At 68.8% G+C, this 19,376-nt stretch carries 14 protein-coding genes and 1 pseudogene; 7 read left to right on the top strand and 8 right to left on the bottom strand.

Annotated elements, in window-relative coordinates:
- Window positions 1-46: 46 nt before the first annotated feature.
- Window positions 47-2,228: pseudogene (locus H0I76_RS05365) on the bottom strand (molybdopterin cofactor-binding domain-containing protein); the annotation flags it as partial.
- Window positions 2,229-2,564: 336 nt separating this feature from the next.
- Here H0I76_RS05365 and H0I76_RS05355 point away from each other — a divergent pair.
- The 3 genes from H0I76_RS05355 (at window position 2,565) to H0I76_RS05345 (ending at window position 7,652) form a co-directional block, all read left to right on the top strand.
- Window positions 2,565-4,721: a hypothetical protein gene (locus tag H0I76_RS05355; protein ID WP_200608021.1), complete on the top strand. Its 2,157-nt coding sequence runs from the start codon at window positions 2,565-2,567 to the stop codon at window positions 4,719-4,721.
- Between the two features lie 55 nt (window positions 4,722-4,776).
- Complete coding sequence (locus H0I76_RS05350; protein ID WP_200608019.1) at window positions 4,777-6,369, top strand: substrate-binding domain-containing protein; 1,593 nt, start codon at window positions 4,777-4,779, stop codon at window positions 6,367-6,369.
- A 101-nt stretch (window positions 6,370-6,470) separates the two neighbouring features.
- Window positions 6,471-7,652, top strand: a complete 1,182-nt coding sequence (locus H0I76_RS05345; RefSeq protein WP_200608017.1) for an acetyl-CoA C-acyltransferase family protein — start codon at window positions 6,471-6,473, stop codon at window positions 7,650-7,652.
- Window positions 7,653-7,676: 24 nt separating this feature from the next.
- Here the strand turns inward: H0I76_RS05345 and H0I76_RS05340 are convergent, their stop codons facing one another.
- Window positions 7,677-8,906, bottom strand: a complete 1,230-nt coding sequence (locus H0I76_RS05340; RefSeq protein ID WP_200608015.1) for an adenylate/guanylate cyclase domain-containing protein — start codon at window positions 8,904-8,906, stop codon at window positions 7,677-7,679.
- Between the two features lie 55 nt (window positions 8,907-8,961).
- Window positions 8,962-10,692 carry a methionine--tRNA ligase gene (gene metG / locus H0I76_RS05335; RefSeq protein WP_200608013.1) on the bottom strand — a complete coding sequence of 577 codons (1,731 nt, stop codon included), beginning with the start codon at window positions 10,690-10,692 and terminating at the stop codon, window positions 8,962-8,964.
- 277 nt (window positions 10,693-10,969) lie between these two features.
- On the opposite strand from metG, the gene H0I76_RS05330 reads away from it, so the two are divergent.
- On the top strand, window positions 10,970-11,362 hold the full coding sequence (locus tag H0I76_RS05330; RefSeq protein ID WP_200608011.1) for a hypothetical protein: 393 nt from the start codon (window positions 10,970-10,972) through the stop codon (window positions 11,360-11,362).
- A gap of 73 nt (window positions 11,363-11,435) precedes the next feature.
- Complete coding sequence (locus H0I76_RS05325; RefSeq protein ID WP_200608009.1) at window positions 11,436-13,193, top strand: monovalent cation:proton antiporter-2 (CPA2) family protein; 1,758 nt, start codon at window positions 11,436-11,438, stop codon at window positions 13,191-13,193.
- 18 nt (window positions 13,194-13,211) lie between these two features.
- Here the strand turns inward: H0I76_RS05325 and H0I76_RS05320 are convergent, their stop codons facing one another.
- The 4 genes from H0I76_RS05320 to H0I76_RS05305 form a co-directional block, all read right to left on the bottom strand.
- Window positions 13,212-13,706 carry a GNAT family N-acetyltransferase gene (locus H0I76_RS05320; RefSeq protein ID WP_200608007.1) on the bottom strand — a complete coding sequence of 165 codons (495 nt, stop codon included), beginning with the start codon at window positions 13,704-13,706 and terminating at the stop codon, window positions 13,212-13,214.
- Window positions 13,693-14,319: an FMN-binding negative transcriptional regulator gene (locus H0I76_RS05315; RefSeq protein WP_200608005.1), complete on the bottom strand. Its 627-nt coding sequence runs from the start codon at window positions 14,317-14,319 to the stop codon at window positions 13,693-13,695. Before H0I76_RS05315 ends, H0I76_RS05320 begins: the two co-directional genes overlap by 14 nt.
- Window positions 14,320-14,323: 4 nt before the next feature.
- Window positions 14,324-15,091, bottom strand: a complete 768-nt coding sequence (locus H0I76_RS05310) for a methyltransferase domain-containing protein (protein ID WP_200608003.1) — start codon at window positions 15,089-15,091, stop codon at window positions 14,324-14,326.
- Between the two features lie 67 nt (window positions 15,092-15,158).
- Complete coding sequence (locus H0I76_RS05305; RefSeq protein ID WP_200608001.1) at window positions 15,159-15,776, bottom strand: RcnB family protein; 618 nt, start codon at window positions 15,774-15,776, stop codon at window positions 15,159-15,161.
- Between the two features lie 173 nt (window positions 15,777-15,949).
- Here H0I76_RS05305 and H0I76_RS05300 point away from each other — a divergent pair, with 173 nt between their 5' ends.
- Together H0I76_RS05300 and H0I76_RS05295 are read left to right on the top strand one after the other, a co-directional pair.
- A complete protein-coding gene (locus tag H0I76_RS05300; protein ID WP_200607999.1) occupies window positions 15,950-18,166 on the top strand; it encodes a thioredoxin domain-containing protein in 2,217 nt (738 codons plus the stop codon).
- Between the two features lie 29 nt (window positions 18,167-18,195).
- Window positions 18,196-18,615 carry a hypothetical protein gene (locus tag H0I76_RS05295; RefSeq protein ID WP_200607997.1) on the top strand — a complete coding sequence of 140 codons (420 nt, stop codon included), beginning with the start codon at window positions 18,196-18,198 and terminating at the stop codon, window positions 18,613-18,615.
- 7 nt (window positions 18,616-18,622) lie between these two features.
- Here the strand turns inward: H0I76_RS05295 and H0I76_RS05290 are convergent, their stop codons facing one another.
- The gene (locus H0I76_RS05290; protein ID WP_234455167.1) at window positions 18,623-19,366 is read right to left on the bottom strand and encodes a L,D-transpeptidase family protein; all 744 of its coding nucleotides are present in this window, start codon (window positions 19,364-19,366) and stop codon (window positions 18,623-18,625) included.
- Window positions 19,367-19,376 lie beyond the last annotated feature (10 nt).

Here is a 19,376-nt window from a genome sequence, read left to right as displayed (position 1 = left end):
GGGGCGCGGCGGGCGATCTGCCCGTCGCGCCCTTAAGCTTCCGTCACGCGGCGTCCCGCGGGACGCTCTGCAGCGCCTGCCACAGCTTGATGGGCGTGTAGGGCGTCTCGAGCGGGGTGCGGTAGCCCGCGCGCCACAGCGCATCGAGCACCGCGAGCGCGGTCGCGGGGATACCACCCACCGATCCCGATTCGCCGCAGCCCTTCACGCCAAGTGGGTTGGTGCGCGCGGGAACCTCCTCGAAGGCGACGTCGAACATCGGCACGTCGGCGGCGCGCGGCATGCAGTAGTCCATGAAGCTGCCGTTGAGGGGCTGGCCGGTCTCGGGGTCCCAGCGAGCCTCCTCGCCGATCACCTGGCCGATGCCCTGCACGATCCCGCCATGCACCTGTCCGGCAACGAGCTCCGGGTTCACGAGGCGGCCGAAATCGTCGATGACGGTATAGCGCAGGATCTCGAGCGCGCCGGTGTCGGGGTCGATCTCGACCTCGCAGATATGGGCGCCGTTGGGGAAGGTCGAGCTGGACTCGATCTTGATCTGCCCGTCGGCCTCGATCGCCTCGCCGCCGGAGGCAAGCTCGACGAGGCCGACGGAAAGATCGGTGCCCGCGACGCGGAAGATGCCGCCCTCGCCGGGCAGGAATTCAAGATCGGCGGCTGCCGCCTCGAGCTTGTCGGCGGCGCGCGCGCGTGCCGCCTCGATCAGGTTGTCCGAGCCGAGGATCAGCACCTGGCTTGCCATGATCAGCGAGCGCGAGCCGCCGGTGCCGCCGCCCGAGGGCAGGGCGTCGGAATCGCCGGGCATGACCTTGATCGAGTCGATCGGGAGGCCGAGGCGCTCATGCGCAATCTGCGCCCAGGCGGTCTCGTGCCCCTGGCCCGAGGACTGCGTGCCGACCCAGATGCGCAGGATGCCGTCGCCGCCCAGCTCCATCCGGGTGTTTTCGGTCGGCTGGCCGCCGGTGCGCTCGAAGTAATAGGCGACGCCGAGGCCGCGGAGGCGGCCCTGCGCCCGGGCGTCGGCTGCCCTGGCCTCGAAGCCGGCGTGATCGGCGGCCGCAAGGGCGCGGTCGAGCACGGTATGGGTGTCGAGGCTGTCGAAGACGAAGCCGCCCGGCGAGCGGTGCGGGACGCGGTCGGCGGTGAGCAGGTTGCGACGGCGGATCTCGACGGGGTCGATGCCGATCTGCCGGGCGGCGGCTTCCATCAGCCGCTCGGTCGCGTAGATCGTCTCGGGGCGCCCGGCGCCGCGATAGGCGTCCGCCGGCGGCGTGTTGAGGAAGGCGCCCTGAACCTCGGCATAGGTCGCGCCGACATCGTACATTCCGCCGAGCAGGGCGGCGGAGAACACCGTGTGCACCCCGGCGCCGTAGCTCGAGTAATAGGCACCGAGCCCCGAGATGGTGCGCATCCGCATCGCGAGGCAGCGGCCGTCGGCGTCGAAGGCGCCCTCGACCAGGCCACGCATGTCGCGCCCCTGCGCGTCCGACAGGAAGCTTTCCGATCGCGACCCCACCCATTTCACGGGGCGCTCGAGATCGGCGGCGGCCAGCGCGCAGAGCGCGTATTCCGGGTGATCCATCAGCTTCATGCCGAACGCGCCCCCGACATCGCCGACATGCACCCGGACGCGGTCGGGCTCGACGCGCAGCGCGCGCGATCTTGGTCCGCATCCCGTGGGCACCCTGGCTGCCGACCCAGGCCTCCCAGCGGCCGGTAGCGCGGTCGAACGCGACATTGATCGCGCGCGGTTCGAGCGAGTTGACGACGATGCGCTGGTTGAGCACGGGCGTCGAGACCGTGTGGGCGGCCTTGGCGAAGGCCGCCTCCGTCGCCGCCGCGTCGCCGCAGCTCCAGGTATAGGCGAGGTTTCCGGGCGCTTCCTGATGCAGCTGCGGCGCCCCGGGCGCCAGCGCGGCCTCGGGGTCCACGACCGCGGGCAGGTCGTCGATGTCGATCTCGGCGAGATCGGCTGCATCCTCCGCGGCCTCGCGGCTCTCGGCCACGACGAAGGCGATCGGCTGGCCGACATAGCGCACGACACCATCGGCAAGATGCGGCAGAACGACCGGCGCGGGCGCGGGCGACAGCGGAAACTCGTTGGCAAGCGGCGCAAGCCGATCCGCGACGTCGGCATGCGTCCAGGCGAGCATCACGCCCGGCGCTTCGCGCAACGCGGAAATGTCGATATTCGTTATAACTCCGTGAGATACAGTGCTTCTGATCACGAATGCATGAAGCTGTTCCGGCAAATCCAGATCATCCACGTAGGATCCGTTGCCGGTCAGCAGCCGCGTGTCCTCGAGCCGCCTTACCGGCTGGCCGACGCCAAATTTCATGACTGTCCTCATGTGAAGTTTTATGGCACAGTAATCGCGGGGACGAGTGCGTCAAGCCACACTCTTGTGGTGTATGCGCTGTTAAGGTATGAGGTACACTTCGGGTTTCAACTGCGTGTTTTCGCTCGCAAATCCGCGTTGGTAGAGTGAGCGGGGCGAATCAGGGGTGGTTACGCAGTGTTTAAAGACGACAGGATGATTTCGGTCCTGAGCGGGATTGTGCTGATGCTTGCAGTCGGCACGCTCGTGCAGCGCGGTGACGTGGTGGCCGAGTTTCTCTCGGGCGAGCCAGAGCCGACCGTGCTTGCGAAGGACGTGATCTCGGTCGATGCCGACACCCTCACGCGCCTCGACGTTCTTGCCAACGATACCGGACTCTCCGATCGCGACGCCAGCAAGCTGGTCGTTCTTGCCCAGCCGGAATGCGGGCGCGTCTTCGTGCAGAATGGCGCGCTGCAGTATCTTGGCGATCGCAGCTGTGCCGCCGCACAGAAGGTTCTCTATGGTCTTGCCGGGATCGATACCGAAGCGCATGGCGAGGTCGAGATCACGCTGCGCGGCGTGAAGCCCGCCGCGGACAAGAACGAGCCCGAAGCACCCTCGAACGTGGTTGCCCTGCGCCAGGTCGAAACGACACCCGCCACCCCTCGGGCATCGGCTTCTCCGACACGTGATCCGGTTCCGTCGGCGAGCGCGCCCGCCTCGCTCGCGCGCGAGCCCGCGCCCACGCGCCCGGTCGCCGGGTCGCAGGGCATCGGTCGCGCCGCGGGCGGAGACGGTGCGGGCGATGCGCCGGCAAGGCCGGGCATCGCCGGGGCCGACGCGCCGGTTGCGACCGGAGTGCCCAGCGTTGACGCGCCATCGTCGCCCGGTGCCGGCGCCCCGTCGCTGCCATCCCAAGTGCCTGCCGATAGGCCGGTCGCCACCCCGTCCGAGCCGCCTTCGCCCGCCCCCGCCCGGCCCGGTTCCGGGCCGCAGCTTGCCTTGCGTGCGCCCGAGAGCCCGGGCCTTCCGTCGACGGCCAATCCGACCGTGCCTCGGGACCGCGCTTCCGTGAGCGCTGCCTCCGATCCCTCGGTGTCGCCCGCTGCGCCGGGGCTCGCCGCGCTTTCCGAGCCGTCGGCGCCCGGTGCGCCCGCGGGCATCGGCAGCGATCTCGCGCCGCCCCGCATCGGTGGAGACTCGGCCGTCGCGGGCCTCGGCGGCGCCGAAGCCGCGCCCGAGCGCGAGCTTCCCGGCGATCTGGGGCAGGGCGTTGCAACCTTCGCGCTGGCGCGTGTCGAGGTTCCGGACGCGGTGGCGGCGCCCTCTCGTGCCCAGGCGAGCGATCTCACGGTCGATCCCGGTGCACGCGACGGCGCGCTCAGCGCCCCGCGCGTTGCGCCCGAGATCGATGCGACCGACGGGCAGCGCATCACCATCCTCGAGCCCTCGGCCGGCCTGGGCGAGATCCTGACCTTCGGCGACCCCTTGACGCTGCGGCCGATCGATACCTCGCTGCCGTCGCTGGCGACGCCGTCCGACGCGGCCGGCGGCTCGGCGCCCGACCTGCGGCAGGCGGCCGTCGAGCCTTCGGGCGCCGCCCTGCAAGGCGCAGGCGCCACGGCTCAGCCGGGTTCGCTGCCGCAGCCGGATCAGATCGCGGCGCTGCCGCGCGTCGACCAGACCTGCGCCGTTCCTCCGTCGATCACGCTGGATATCCGTCCGGCCGGCGAGACCGAGCTCGTGATCACCTCGCCCTGCCATGCCGACTCGATCGCGCAGCTCTCCTACGAGGGGATCGATCTGGGGATCCGGATCGACCGCAGCGGGCAGGGCGCGCTGTCGGTGCTCGGCTTCCGCAGTTCGTCAGAGGCGCTGCTCGCCTTCGACGACGGCGAGACGCTGGAGTTCAGCCTCCCCTTCACCGGGACCGATCGGGTCGAGCGCGTGGCGCTTTCCTGGGATGCGCCGGTGCTGCTCGAGCTTCATGCGCTCGAATTCGGCGCGGGGCTTGGCACCGAGGGGCATGTCAGCCCGGCCGCGCCCGGCGATTTCCGCGAGGTTCGGCGTCGGGGCGGCGGATATCTCACGAGCTATGCGCCGGTCGAGGGGGTCGGGCAGAGCGTGCAGATCTATTCTTACTGGCTGCGTCGGGGTGGCGACGCCGGTGTGGTGAAGCTGTATATCGATTTCGCAAGCCGGCATCGCGAGCGGCAGGAAGGCACATGTGGCAACGGACCGCTCTCGCGGCCGGCGTTCACGGTCATCCGTTCCTCGCGTGGCCGGAGCGAGCAGCCGGTCAGCCGCCGGCTTGCCTCGATCGAGTGTTCGCGGGTCGATACGATGCAGAATCACCTGATTGAAGCGGCCGTGCGCGACATCATCATCTCGCAGCGCTGAGGCGCTTAGGGAGACGGATCGCGCAGGCTTAAGGGAGCCGAGGACGGGGGAATCCATGAAGAAGACGATGATGAGGCTTGCCGCGACCGTTGCGGCGGTCACCTGCCTTGCGGCAAGCCTCCCGGGTGCGGGGTTTGCGCAGCAACGCCCGGTGGTGACGCTCAAGTCTCTGGACGGGTTCACCCAGTTGCGCGGTGAACTGGTCGATTTCGACGGCTCGACCTACACGATCTCTACCCCGCTCGGCACGCTCCAGGTCGATGCGCTTCAGGTGCGCTGCGAGGGCGACCAATGTCCGAAGGACGAGATGTTCGGCGCAGCCTTCGCGATCGCCGGTTCGAACACGATCGGTGATGCGCTGATGCCGGCACTGATCGAGGGCTATGCCTTCTCGATGGATGCCGACATGGAGAACGAGCTCGGCGCCGTCGAGAACGAGAGCGTGCTGCGCATCAAGTCCCCGGACGGGCGCGAGATGGCGGCGATCGATGTCAAGGCGCATGGCTCGAACAATGCGTTCCAGGCGCTCGCGGACAACGCCGCCTCGATCGCGATGTCGTCGCGCGTCGCGCGTGACGCCGAGGTCGCGGCGCTCGCCGCCGCCGGCATTCCCGATCCGCGCGACGGCGTCGGCGAGCACATCGTTGCGCTCGACGCCCTGACGATCGTGGTGCATCCGGACAACCCGGTGCAGTCGCTGAGCACCGAGGACATCGCCGCGATCTTCGGCGGCGACGTGACCAACTGGTCCGAGGTCGGCGGCCCGGACATGCCGATCAACGTCAACGCCCTCGGCGATGACAGCGGCACCATGGACACCTTCAACCTGCTGGTCCTGCGGCCTTCGGGCTATGCCGTGGCGCCGTCGGTGCGTCGCTTCGACGACAATGCGGCGCTTTCGGATGCGGTCTCGTCGGATCCGGCGGGGATCGGGATCACCAGCCTCGCCTATACCCGCGCGGCGCGCGTGCTCGCGGTTCGGCAGGAGTGCGGGATCGTCTCGTCTCCGACCAGCTTCTCGATCAAGACGGAAGAATATCCGCTCGTCCGCCGTCTCTATCTCTACGAGAACCCGAAGAACCTGCCGGCACATGCCCGCAACCTGATCCGCTTTGCCCAGTCGGACGATGCCCAGCCGATCATCGAGGAATCGGGCTTCGTCAGCCTGTCGACCGAGAGCCGCAAGCTGGCGGACGAGGGCGAGCGCATCCTCTACTCGATCGCGTCGGACGAGGAGTTCTCGCTCCCGCTGATGCGCGAGATGATCGCCGAACTGCGCGACGCGCAGCGCCTGAGCTTCGCGTTCCGCTTCACGCCGGGCTCGAGCCGGCTCGACCCGAAGTCGCTGGCCGACGTCAAGCGGCTGGCAGAAATGATCGCGCGCGGGGAGTTCGCCGGACGCGAGGTCCTTCTGGTCGGCTTCACCGACGCCATCGGGCAGTTCGACCTGAACCGGGGCCTCGCGGTGCGACGCGCGCAGGGTGTTCTCGACGAGATTGCCCTCGCGGCAGGGCCCGCCGCGCTGGCCACGACCCGTGTGACCGTGCAGGGCTTTGGCGAGCTGACGCCGGTGGGATGCAACGAGACTTTCCAGGGCCGTTTTGCGAACCGCCGCGTCGAGGTCTGGGTGCGCGACCAGCGCGGCTGACATTCCTTGCACCCTGCGTCATCATGCGGCCCCGCGCAGCCTTGCGCGGGGCCGCAATCCGTTGATGATGACGCAGAACACAACAATTGGGAGACCTCGCCATGCCTCGTGACGTCGTGATCCTCGACGGCGCCCGCACCGCCATCGGAACCTTTGGCGGCGCGCTTGCCGGCATCGCGCCGATCGAAACCGCGCGCATTGCCGCCACGGCCGCCTTGGAGCGCGCAGGCGTCGAGGGCGACCAGATCGGTCATGTCGTCTTCGGTCACGTCATCAATACCGAGCCGCGCGACATGTACCTGAGCCGCGTCGCGGCGATCGGCGCGGGGATTCCGGATACGACGCCCGCGATGAACGTGAACCGGCTTTGCGGGTCGGGCGCGCAGGCGATCGTCTCGGCGGCACAGGCGGTCCAGCTTGGCGACGCCGATTTCGCGCTGGCAGGCGGGGCCGAGGCGATGTCGCGCAGCCCGCACGCGATGCAGGTCGCGCGAACCGGTCAGAAGATGGGCGACACCGCGATGATCGACATGATGATCGGTGCGCTGAGCTGCCCCTTCGGAACCGGCCACATGGGGGTGACCGCCGAGAACGTGGCGTCCGAACACCAGATCTCGCGCGACGAGCAGGACGCCTTCGCGCTTGAGAGCCAGAAGCGGGCCGGCGTCGCGATCTCGGAGGGCCGCTTCAAGGGCCAGATCGTTCCGGTGACGGTCAAGACGCGCAAGGGCGAGATCGTGTTCGACACCGACGAGCACGCCAAGCCGTCGACCACCGCCGAGGATCTCGCCAAGCTGCGCGCCGTGTTCAAGAAGGATGGCACGGTCACGGCCGGCAACGCGTCGGGCATCAACGACGGCGCAGCCGCAGTCGTGCTGGCCGACGCCGAGACGGCTGACAAGCGCGGCCTGAAGCCGCGTGCGCGCCTGCTTGGGTACGCCCATGCTGGCGTGCGGCCCGAGGTGATGGGCCTGGGACCGATCCCCGCGGTCTCCAAGCTTCTCGAGAAGCTGGGAATGTCGGTGGGTGACTTCGATGTGATCGAATCGAACGAGGCCTTCGCCGCGCAGGCCTGCGCCGTGAACAAGGGGCTGGGCTTCGATACCGCCAAGGTGAACCCCAATGGCGGTGCGATCGCGCTGGGTCACCCGATCGGTGCGACGGGTGCGATCATCACGCTCAAGTGCCTTGCCGAGCTCGAGCGCACCGGGGCCCGGCGCGGGCTGGTCACCATGTGCATCGGCGGCGGGCAGGGCATCGCCCTCGCCGTCGAGCGGATCTGACGCGCGCGCGAGGGGGCGGCCGGGTTATCCGGTCGCCTCGTCCATCTCCGCAGGCTGAGCCGATGCGCGAAAGCCGAAGAGTTCGGTGGGCACCGGAAACTCGTCCGGATCGAGCCTGCCCGCGGGCGTCCACGACCCGGGCGCCAGTTCAGCGAAGGCGGCTGTCGCAAGGACGGGCTGGCCGGTTCGCGCGGTCGCTTTCTCGACCCTGTGAACCTCGTTGACGACATGGCCGATGGCCGAGAAGGCAAGCCGTCCCGGCACGCCGATATTGCCGAACTTGATCTCGCCCACGGACAGGCCGACGCCGAAGCGGAATGGCGGGACGCGCGGATCGGGCGTTGCCTCAGCGCCCAGCCGCATCGCCTCGCGCGCCGCCTCTTCCGCCCTGGCAGCGGCATCGCGGGGGCACTGCCCGTCGATCGGGAAGATTGCGAGGACGCCGTCGCCTATGAAGTTCAACACTTCGCCGCCACGGTCGATGACGGGCTGGGCCGTGCACTCGAAATAGCGGTTCAGCAGGGCCAGGTAGCTGTCGGCATCCATCGCTTCCGAGTGACGGGTCGATCCCCGCAGATCCGAGAACCAGACGATGGCGCGGATCACGGCACCGTCGCCACGCCGGATGTTTCCGGCCAGAACGCGGCTCCCGGCCGTCGGGCCAAGATAGGCCGCCGCGAGGTTGCTCATGACGCGCTTCTGGATTGCCGAGCGGCAGGCGACCGCCAGGACCCGCTGGATGCGCTGCAACGCCTCGAGATCATCGTCGTTGAACCCGGACGTGCTGCGCGTGGCCCAACTCGCCATCATGCCCGTCGGCCCATGACTATAGTTCGCAACGTCCGCGATGCGAAAGCGCGTCGCCGTCAGCAAGTAGTCGCTGTAGCCCTTGTCCGAAAGCTCGCGCAGGACATCGAAATCGACCAATGCGCCGTCGCCGCTCAATCGGCGGCGCATGACCGGCTGGCCGGTCGTCTGGGCATGATGAAACGGACTGGCCAGATACTGCGCGCTGCCCGCGGACGAATGGTAATACTGCTCGAGCTTGGCGCCCTCGTCGGTTCGCCAGAAGATCTGCTCGGCGCGGAACAGGGGGTGCAGCGTCGGCCAGCTCAGGACGGCGCGGTCAAGCGGCAGGCCCAGCCCGCGAAGCCGCTCGCAAAGCTGTTCGAAAAGCTCGAGGATATCGGGATCGCGGAGCGCCTCGGCGATCAGCCAGTCCTCGACCCTGCGGATCAGCGGCTCATGCGACATTGCCGAGTGATAGCCGCAATCCGTCGCCCGATCCAGCGGGCCGCGCGCCGATCCCTCAGCTGCCCGCAAAGCGCGCGGCCATCTCGGCGCGCTGATCCTCGGTGATCTTGCTGAACAGGTTGTCCGGAACGGTGAAGGGATGCCCCGCCGGCAGGGTGCCGAGCGCCCCTGGCACATCGTCGGGCCAGCGCTCGGAGTCCGCCTCGCTCCCCAGCGCCTCGAGCATCGCGTCCGAGGCGTCCGGGATGAAGGGTCGCGACAGGATCGCGTAGAGCCGGATGAGGTTGAGCGCGAAGCGGATGATCGCGGCCGCACGCGCCGGGTCCTCCTTCACCACGGTCCAGGGCGCCGCGGTCTGGAGGTATTCGTTGCCCGCGACCCAGATCGCCCGCAGCTCGGAGGCCGCCTTGCGGATCTCCATCGCCTCCCAGTGGCTCTCGTAGACCTGCAGCCGGCGCGCGAGCTCGGCGGTCAGCGCGGCCTCGGCCGCGCCCGTCCCGCCACCCTCGGGCACCGTCTCGCCGAATTTCGACCGGCAGAACTTCGTCACGCGGCTGACGAAGTTGCCCAGAACGTCAGCGAGGTCCTTGTTCACGCCGATCTGGAAACTCTCCCAGGTGAAATCGCTGTCCGACCCCTCGGGGGCATTCGACAGGAGCCACCAGCGCCAGTAGTCGGACGGCAGGATCTCGAGCGCCTGATCCATGAAGACGCCGCGGCCCTGGCTCGTCGAGAACTTTCCACCGTCATAGGTCAGCCAGTTGAAACCCTTGATGTAGTCGACCAGCTTCCACGGCTCGGCCCCGTCGAAGTTCGCGCCCATCAGCGTCGCCGGGAAGCTGAGGGTGTGGAAGGGGATGTTGTCCTTCGCCATGAACTCGACATAGCGCACGTCGCCCGCGCCCTTGTCCTCGCGCCACCAGCTCTCCCAGGCCGCGTCACCCTGGCCGGTCGCGTCCGCCCATTCTGCCGTCGCGGCGATGTACTCGATGGGGGCGTCGAACCAGACGTAGAAGACCTTGCCCTCCATGCCCGGCCAATCCGCGTCGCCACGCCTTACCGGAATGCCCCAGTCGAGGTCGCGCGTGATCGAGCGGTCCTGCAGCCCCTCGCCGTCATTGAGCCACTTCTTCGCGATCGATGTGGTCAGGATCGGCCAGTCGGTCTTGGTGTCGATCCATGCCGCGAGCTTCTCGCGCATCTGGCTCTGGCGCAGATAGAGATGCTTGGTCTCGCGCACCTCGAGTTCCGTCGAGCCCGAGATTGCCGAGCGCGGGTCGATCAGGTCGGTCGGGTCGAGCTGTTTCGTGCAGTTCTCGCACTGGTCACCACGGGCGCGGTCGTAGCCGCAGTTCGGGCAGGTCCCCTCGACATAGCGGTCGGGCAGGAAGCGGCCGTCCGCCGGCGAGTAGATCTGGCGCTCCATCACTTCCTCGATCAGCCCCGCATCGGCGAGCCGGCCCGCGAAGTGCTGCGTCAGGCGATGATTGCGCGCCGAGGACGAGCGTCCGAAGAAGTCGAAGCTCAGACGGAAACCCTCGCCCAGGCGCTTCTGTACCTCGTGCATCTCGGCACAATAGCTGGCGACCGACTGGCCCGCCTTCGCGGCCGCCAACTCGGCCGGCGTCCCGTGCTCGTCCGTCGCGCAGATGTAGAGGACCTCGTGGCCGCGTGCGCGCATGTAGCGGGAATAGGCACAAGCCGGCAGCATCGAGCCCACCAGGTTGCCCAGATGCTTGACACCGTTGATGTAGGGAAGCGCCGAGGTGACGAGGATGCGGGCCATGCGGGTCTCCGGTCTGATGCGCGCCTTCTATATCCGTCGTGGCCGCCGCCGCAAAGCCCCCGGCGACGCAGCCGGGCCATGGCGATCTGCGGCTCGCCGCTGCCGCACCCGCCGCGACGAAATGGAGCGGCATATCGCGTCAACCGCGACGAAATGGAGCGCATGGCGCGCTCGCGGGCTTTGTTAGCCTCGTGAGACGGCGCGGTTCTCACCAACGGATTTCGGCATGGCGCGAAACTCCCGACCGGCAAGCTTTCTGACTCGGATGGCCGTGGCCATGATGGCGGGGCTCCTGCTTGGCATCCTGGCGCTGGCGCTCGTGCCGGTATTCATGCCCGAGCTCGACCCGATGGTGCGGTGGGGGTTCTTCCTTTGGTATCCTACGCTTGCCGCGGTGATCGCGCTGGCCGGCGCGGTCGGGGGTGGAGAGGGCGCGTCCCGGCATGTTCCCTGGTGGATCAGGGGCGGCCTGATCGGGGCGTGGATGAATTTCGTCGCGACCCTGCTTGCCCCCGATGTCATGCGCGATTTCATGCATGTGGCATTCGGCCCGGACGGAATCATTGCCTCGCCCTTCTGGTTCGTCGCCGAAGGGGCTGCGGCAGGGCTGCTGATCGGTTATCTGGTGATGCGCTTCGGCGGCGAAGGCCGTCAGATGGCCGACGATTGAGGCAGCCCCTGCGGCCATGCGCGTTTCGGTGTGGAAGCGCAAGGCGCTCAGAGGACATTGGAGACGTGACGGCATGGCGGAACCATCGGGCGTTGACCCGCTCCTGATCGATGCAGCGGTCTTTCTCGGCGCCTCGGTCGTGTCGGTCACGCTGTTCCGACGCATCGGGCTCGGGGCGATCCTGGGATACCTCGCGGCAGGCGCGATCGTCGGGCCGCATGTGCTCGGCCTGATCGAAGGGGCCGAACGCGTCCTCCATTTCGCCGAGTTCGGCGTCGTGCTCCTGCTCTTCGTCATCGGGCTTGAACTCAGGCCGGCGCGGCTGTGGCGCATGCGGGCCGAGATCTTCGGGCTCGGGTTTGCACAGGTCATGCTGACCGGGCTTGCGATCGGCACGGCGTTGGTGTGGAGCGGGGTGCTCGAGGCGCCCGGCGCCATCGCGCTCGGAGCGGCGCTCGCGCTGTCGTCGACCGCCTTCGGCGTGCAGATCCTGCGCGATCGCGGCGAGTTCACGAGGCCGCATGGCGACCGTGCCTTCGCCATCCTGCTGTTCCAGGACCTCGCCATCGTGCCGATCCTCGCCCTGGTGGCGTTCCTCGGTCCCGGCGGCGGCGTGGCGGAAGACGGATGGCTGCAATTCGCGAAGGCCGTGGGCGCGCTTGTCGCGGTCGTTCTGGCCGGGCGTTACGGTTTGCGGCCGCTGTTTGCGCTGATCGCGCGGGTGCGCGCTGAGGAGATCTTCACCGCGGCGGCGCTGATGATCGTCGTTGGCGCGTCGCTGCTGATGCAGTTGGCGGGGCTCTCGATGGCGATGGGCGCCTTCATCGCCGGCGTCCTTCTGGCCGAAAGCGAGTTTCGCCACCAACTTGAGACGGATATCGAGCCGTTCCGCGGCCTGTTTCTGGGCCTCTTCTTCATGGGCGTCGGGATGAGCGTCAACTGGGCGGTCGTCCTCGACAACTGGTGGGTCGCGGTGGCGGGCGCGTTTGGCCTTTACATTCTCAAGGCGCTGATCCTGCTTGTCCTGACCCGCGTGGCGTCGTCGTCCTGGGCGGATGCGCTGCGCATTTCGGCGCTGCTTGGCCAGGGCGGCGAGTTTGGCTTCGTCGTCCTCGGTGTCGGCGCGGTCGCCGGTCTCTGGCCGCCGATGATGGGCGCGCTGGTCGCCGCGATCGTGACGCTGAGCCTGGCGCTCACGCCCGTGGCGGTGCTGCTTTGCGATCGGGTTCTGGTTCGGCGGCGACCTCAGGACATGAGCGATATCAACCACATGGACGAGGCGGCGGCAGCCCCGGTGGTGGTTGCGGGATTCGGTCGGTTTGGCCAGGTGGTCGCGCGCATCCTGAAACAGCGGGGCTACGACGTCACGCTGATCGACAACGACCCCGACCGGATCCGCATTGCCCGGACCTTCGGCAACAAGGTGTTCTTCGGCGATCTGCGTCGCGCCGACATGCTGCGGGCGATCCGCGCGGGCGAGGCGCGCGCGATCTTCATCTGCGGCGACGACCCGGAGGCGAACGCCATCGCCATGAAGAAGCTGCGCACGCGGTTGCCGGATCTTCCGATCTTCTGCCGCGCCGCCGACCGGTTCGAGGAGCTGCGGCTGATCCAGCTCGGCGCGACTGGGGTGGTGCGCGAGACCTTCGAGTCCGGCATCGCGCTGGCACGCGCCGCGCTGGATGTGCTGGGCGACGGCGCCGTCGCCGACGAGGTGATCGAGGAGTTCCGGCGCCGGGACGCCGAACTCCTGCGCCTGCAGGGCGAATTCGGAGCCGAGGCGGGTTACGCCCGAATGCGCGAAAGCTACAGCCTCGAAGACAAGCGATAGCCGGGCTTCTGGTCCCCGCTAGAGGCGACGCCCCATCGTCATCAGACAGTCGGCATAGCCAAGCCCGTGGTAGAGCGCGCGCGCCTGGTCGTTCGAGGGCAGCGCGCTGATCTCGGCCCGGTGGATTCCGGCCGCGCGCAGGCGCGACTCCGCCTCGGCGATCAGCGCACGCGCGATCCCGCGTCCGCGGAATGCGGGCTCGACCCAGAGGTCGCTGAGATGCCCGACGAGACGCGCCTCGGCCGGCACATAGGTGCCAAGCTCCTCGTTGATGCCGGTGACCAGGAACCCGACCGCCTCGCCCGCGGCCTCCGCCACCAGGACCGAGCCGCCCGGACGCATCCCGGCCCAGGCGACGAGGGCGTCGATGTGGCTCGCGGCCATCTCGGGGCCCGGCGTGCGGTTCGGCTCGGTCGCGCGCTCGAATTCCTGCAGGGCGGCCATGAAGGCGGCGAGACGGGGCTTGTCGCCCGCGTCGGCCGCGCGGATCGTGATGTCCTCAGTGCTCGTCATCCGCGGCGCGCATCAGGGCGGCGAGCGAGGCCGTCTCCATCCCCGGCGTCCCGCCCGCGGCGAGCGCCGCCGCGGCGCCCTCGCGCGCTTTCGCGCCCCGGTTCTGGTTGAACTTGAAGGTGCTCTCGACCCCCGTCACGGAAAGCTCCCAGGGGACGATCGTGCGCATCATCCGCGCCATCAGGTCCTGGTCCATCTTGGCCGAGGTCCACGGCGTCTTCGGCAGCAGGGCATGCTCGAAGCGCGCCGACAGCCGGTCGACATGGCCGCGCATGTCGATTTCGGGTGCGAGCCTCAAGGTCCCGCGCAGATGGACCGCAAGGTAGTTCCACGTCGGAACCTTGTCGGCCTCGCCATACCAGTCGGGCGAGATATAGCCGTCCGGGCCCGAGACGATCAGCAGCGCATCGAGGGGACCTTTGGCCAGCGCCCGCGCGAGCGCGGTCGAGCGCACGAAATGCCCTTCGGCACGGCCGTCGGCGAGCAGGAAGGGCACGTGGCTGGCCAGAGGCCCGTCCGGCCCCTTGGCGGTGATGATGCCGAAGCCGCGCGCCGAGGCGAAGTCGAGCGCCTCGGCTTCGCTGCGTTTGCGGAAAGCCGGATTGGGGTGCATGGGATCAGACCGCGACTGCCGTTGTGAGGATTGGAACCGAGGAATAGAAGAACTCGCCTGCGGCGTCGGCCCGGTCAAGTGCCGCGAGCCATGACGCCGGGCGCGCCTGCGCGCCGCTTTCCTCGGCCGCCACTGCAAGAAGGCGCGACATCCAGAGCGCGACCGTGTCCTCGCCCAGTCCCGAATTGACGACGGGCACGGGAACCTGGCGCGTGGCCGAAAAGCCTGCCGCCGCCAGCATCGGGCCAAGCTGGGCGGGCAGGTTCGGCCACGGCACTTCCGCGCGCCAGGCGGCAACCACGGGGTTTGTCAGCTCCGGCTCGGGTCCGTGCCAGAAGTCGGCGTCCCAGTTGGTGGCGAGAACCACGAGCCGAGCACCTGCCTTCATCACCCGCCTGAGCTCGAAAAGCGCCGCGCGCGGGTCGTCGAGATATTCCAGCACATGTTCTGCAACGGCGGCGTCGAACACCGCGTCGGGCCATTCGAGCCCGGCGATACTGCCGACCGCTGCCCGAACCCCTGGCACGCCGTCGCATTCGCGCTCGGCCGCGGCGATCTGATCGGGTGAGATGTCGACCCCGGCTGCGAGCCCATGCGCCCCCACCGAGAGGCCGATCTCGCGGAGCAGGAGGCCCGCTCCGCAGCCGATCTCGAGGATGCGTTCGCCGCGCCGGGGCGACAGTTCGTGCAGAACCGCCATGCGCCGCGCGGCGAGGTCGCGCGTGGCGGCCATGCGCTGCTGGATTTCGGCGCGGGTTCCGGTGAAGTCCATCATGGCCAGCGGGTTTAGACCTGGCCGGCGGACCTGTCCAGCGGCGGTGTATGTGCGTGGCGGGCCGTCAGTTCTCGCTCGGGGGATCGTCGGCACCGGCCTCCGCGGTCGCGCTGTCATCGGGCGCATAGGCACGCACCACGCGCGTGGTCGCATCGATGCGTAACACCTCGCGGCGCAGCCGGACCCATTGCTCGCCCGCCGGGGGTTCCGGCAGATCGTGAAGGCGCCAGTCGAGGATCACGAGTGGCACGCCGGGCGCGATCGCCGCGCCCACCGCGGGCGTCGCATCGGGTGCCGAGGCGCCGCGCGCGGGCAGGCGGCGGATCGAGCCGCGCGGGTCGAGCGGCTCGGGCGGTGTCACTTCGGGCGGCGGAGGCTCCGGAAAGGGCACGGGGACATAGACGGTCTCGGGCTCGCTCCGGTCGCGCTCGACGAAGAACGGAAAGAAGAGGCCATGGGGACGGTAGCGATGCGGCGGGCGCGGCCGGTGATCGGGGCGCCATGGGGGCCTTGGCTTGCCGCGACGTGGACCGTCGTGCGGCTTGGGTGCGATGCTGTGGGGTGCGCTGGGACCAAGCCCGCCCACCCCGCCGGGCCTGAGCCCGATGATCCCCGCGAATGCAGCATTCGCGATGAGCAGCGAGATGGCGGAAGCGGCGATGCCGGCCGTGATCGGTCGCATTGTGATCTCCCAATGCCTAACCCTGCATATAGGGCGGCACGGCGTGCGTCGAAAGCCATCTGAAGCGGACCCCCGCGGCACGCGCTTGACAGGATGTGCATGGCAGTGATGCCCTCAAGCAGGAGCCACGGCCCTTACGCCTTGCTCAAGGCTGGCCGAGAACGGAGCCCGCAATGGCCGAGACACCGCCTTCCATCGAGCGCGATCCCGCGCTGGCAACTCGGCTCGACGAGGCTTGGGCGGCGCGCGGCGAGGCATATTCGCCGCGCACGCATCTGCTGGATGGGCAGGGGCGTGCGCGCTTCGTCAATCGGCTGATCCTCGAGGCCTCGCCTTACCTGCTGCAGCACGCGCACAACCCGGTGGACTGGCACGCTTGGTCCGATGAGACGCTGGCCGAAGCGGCCGAGCGCGACCTGCCGATCTTCCTGAGCGTTGGCTACGCGACCTGCCACTGGTGCCACGTGATGGAGGAGGAGAGCTTCGACAATCTCGAGGTCGCGGCGATGCTGAACCGGTATTTCGTGCCGGTGAAGCTCGATCGCGAGGAGCGCCCCGATCTCGACCAGATCTTCATCACCGCCACCCAGCTGCAGCAGGGTCACGCGGGGTGGCCGAACTCGGTATTCCTGATGCCTGATGGGCGTCCGTTCCACACCGGGACCTATTTTCCCCGGGCGCAGTTCATCGCCCTCCTGCGTGCGGTTGCCGAGGCGTGGCAGGGCGAGCGGCGCGCGCAGGTCGAGAGCGTCGCGGGTCAGCTCGCCGAGGCCATCAACCGCCAGCAACCCGCGGCAGGAGCGGCGCCCGCTGAGCTTTCGCCTTCGATCTTCAACGTCGTCACCGGGCAGCTTGCCGGCATGTTCAACGAGGACGAGGGCGGGTTCTCGCGCAGCCAGCAGTTCCCGCAGGAGGGGTTCATTCTCTTCCTCATGGACCAGTGGCGGCGGACGGGCGATGCGGTGGCGCGCGAGATGGCGGTGCGAAGTCTCGATGCCATCGTCGCGGGTGGGATCCACGACCATGCGGGCGGCGGTTTCCACCGCTACACGGTCGACCAGAACTGGCGCACGCCCCATTTCGAGAAGATGCTCTACAACCAGGCGCAGATCGGGCGGGCGCTGGTCGAGGGCTGGGAGATGACGGGCCGTCTGGCCTGGCGCCGCGCGGCTGAGCGCTGCTTCGACTACGTGCTCCGCGACATGACCGACCCGGAGGGCGCGTTCTATGCGGCCGAGGATGCCGACAGCCTCGACGCGCAGGGGCGGCGCGAGGAGGGCGCGTTCTACGTCTGGCGGAGCGAAGAGGCGGCGGCGGCGCTCGGCGCCGACGCCGATTGGGCACTGTCGGCGCTTGGGCTGGATCAGCGGCCCACGGTCGAGGCGGGGGCGGTCGCGCATCTCGATCCGGACGAGAGCGTGGATTTCGAGCGTCTCGACGCGGTCCTCGAGCATCTGCGTGTCGCGCGTGAGGGTCGCGCCCGCCCGGTGCGCGACGAGAAGGTGATCGCCGGGTGGAACGGCCTGATGATCCGGGCGCTGGCCGAGGCCGCCGAGGCCTTCGGCCGCCCGGAGCTTGCCGATCACGCTGCCCGCGCGGCCGAGGCGCTTTGGCGCCGGCTCTGGGATGGCCGGCGTCTCAAGCGGCTTTGGGCCGAGGATCGTGCGATCGGTGCGGCCGCGCTCGAGGATTACGCATGGCTCGGACTTGGTTTCCTCGCGCTTTCGGATGCCGGGAGCGGGCAGGTGTGGCTCGACCGCGCGGCCAGCCTGGCCGAGGCGGCCGCGGATGCTTTTTCAGACCCGTCGGGCCGCCTGAGAATGGCCGAGGCCGACGGACCGTTCGGGCCGATCTTCGATTCATCGGACGGGGCAACGCCGGCGGGGGAGAGCTCGGCGGCCGAACTTTTCGCGCGCCTGTCCCTGCGGTCGCAGCAGCCGGCATGGGTGGCGCGGGCGGGGCGTCTGATCGGTGCGCTGGCAGGGACGGTTCAGCAAGTGCCGCTCCTGCGCCCCGATGCGCTGGTCGCCGCGCGCGTGCTGGCCGAGGGCGAGAGCGAGTTGCGCCGGACGCTTCCCGGAGGCGTGATCCGCGCCCGCATGCGTGAAGCTGGCCGGCGTCTCGAGCTCGAGATTGCGCCGGGCTGGCACCTCACCGCGGCGGACCCCGGCGACGCGGAGATGGTAGGGGCTGCGATCACCGGCGCGGCGGCCAAATGGCCGCCCTCGCACGCGCTGGAGGCAGGGTTCTCCGGCCGACCCGTGCAGGTTCATGACGCTTGTGTCGAGGTTGCGCTGGCGCCCGAGGACGCGGTGGTGACCCTCAGGCTGCAGGCCTGCTCGAATCGCGTCTGCCTTGCGCCGGTCGAGACCGCCTTCCGCTTGCACTGAGACGGACGAGCGTCAAATCTAAGATCATGATGCAGCACTCCAGCCTTGCGCTCGCCGCACTGTTCCTCGGCCTTTCTCTCGGGCAGGCTCGCGCCGATGATCCCGTGACTCCCCAGGACTTCTCGGACTACGCGACTGGCTGGACGCTCTATTACGAGGAGGATGGCGAGCCCGCGGGCGCCGAGCACTTTCGTCCGGATGGGCGCGTGCGCTGGCGCGACGAGAGCGGCGAATGCGTCGATGGCGTCTGGCGCGCGCACAGGGGCATGGCCTGTTTCTATTATGGCCCAGGCACGGACGTGTTGTGCTGGTCGATGCATCGCGCCGGTCCCGGCGGTAACATTGTCGCCCGCCTTACGGGCGACAGCGAGGACGCCGGAATGGAACTGGAAATTATCCGCCGCGACCGCAGGCCGCTGCTCTGCAAGGGCGAAGGCGCCGCCAGCTGACGGACCTTCAGCCGCCCGCACAAGTCGCGTCGCTAGCTGCGTATGTGGCGTCGCGTTGCGGACCGAGCGAGGTGCCGAGGCGATAGACGTCGGCAAACTCGGCAACCGCGCCGTCGCCCTGCGGAAAGCGGAGGAAATATCCAAGGTAGACCGGTATCGGGTCGGCCTGCACGTCGAAGGTCCGGCGCCCGTTCGCGTGGCGGTGAACTTCGTCGAGGTCGATGTCGAGCACCCAGCCGATCAGCTCGTCCCAGCGTTGCACCCGGATGCAGCCATGCGACAGCGCCCGGGCCTCGCGCTCGAACAGGCTGCGGCGGTTGGTGTCGTGAAGGTAGATCAGGAAGCCTTCCCCCAGCCGGATCGCCGCGAGGCCAAGCGGGTTCTTCCGTCCAGGCGGCCAGATCTTGTCGGCGTACTCGCCGCTCGCGATCATCGAAGGCGTGGGCCGCCAGCGCGGCCGGAATCGCACGGCACTGACATGTGTTTCGACCACCGGCGTCGGGTTCCGCGGGCTACCGACAATCACGCGGCTCCGAAGCTCGGGCATCCCGTCGCGGAAGGCGATGAGCTCGAAGGCCGGGATGTTCACCACGATTGCCTTGCCGCGCGCGGGCAGCCTGAGGGGGACGCCCAGCCGATCGAGTTCCTGTTGGAAGGGACTGGCGACAGGGGGTGCTTTGACCTCGGCGGCGGGGGGCAGATTTGCGGTCTCCTGGTCCGTGCTGCACCCGGGGCCGAGAAGCACAAGCATACAGAGCAAC

The sequence above is a fragment of the Thermohalobaculum xanthum genome, from assembly GCF_016623495.1.
Lineage (GTDB): Bacteria > Pseudomonadota > Alphaproteobacteria > Rhodobacterales > Rhodobacteraceae > Thermohalobaculum > Thermohalobaculum xanthum.
Note: the sequence above shows the minus strand (reverse complement) of the source record. Positions and strands in the feature narration are given on the sequence as shown.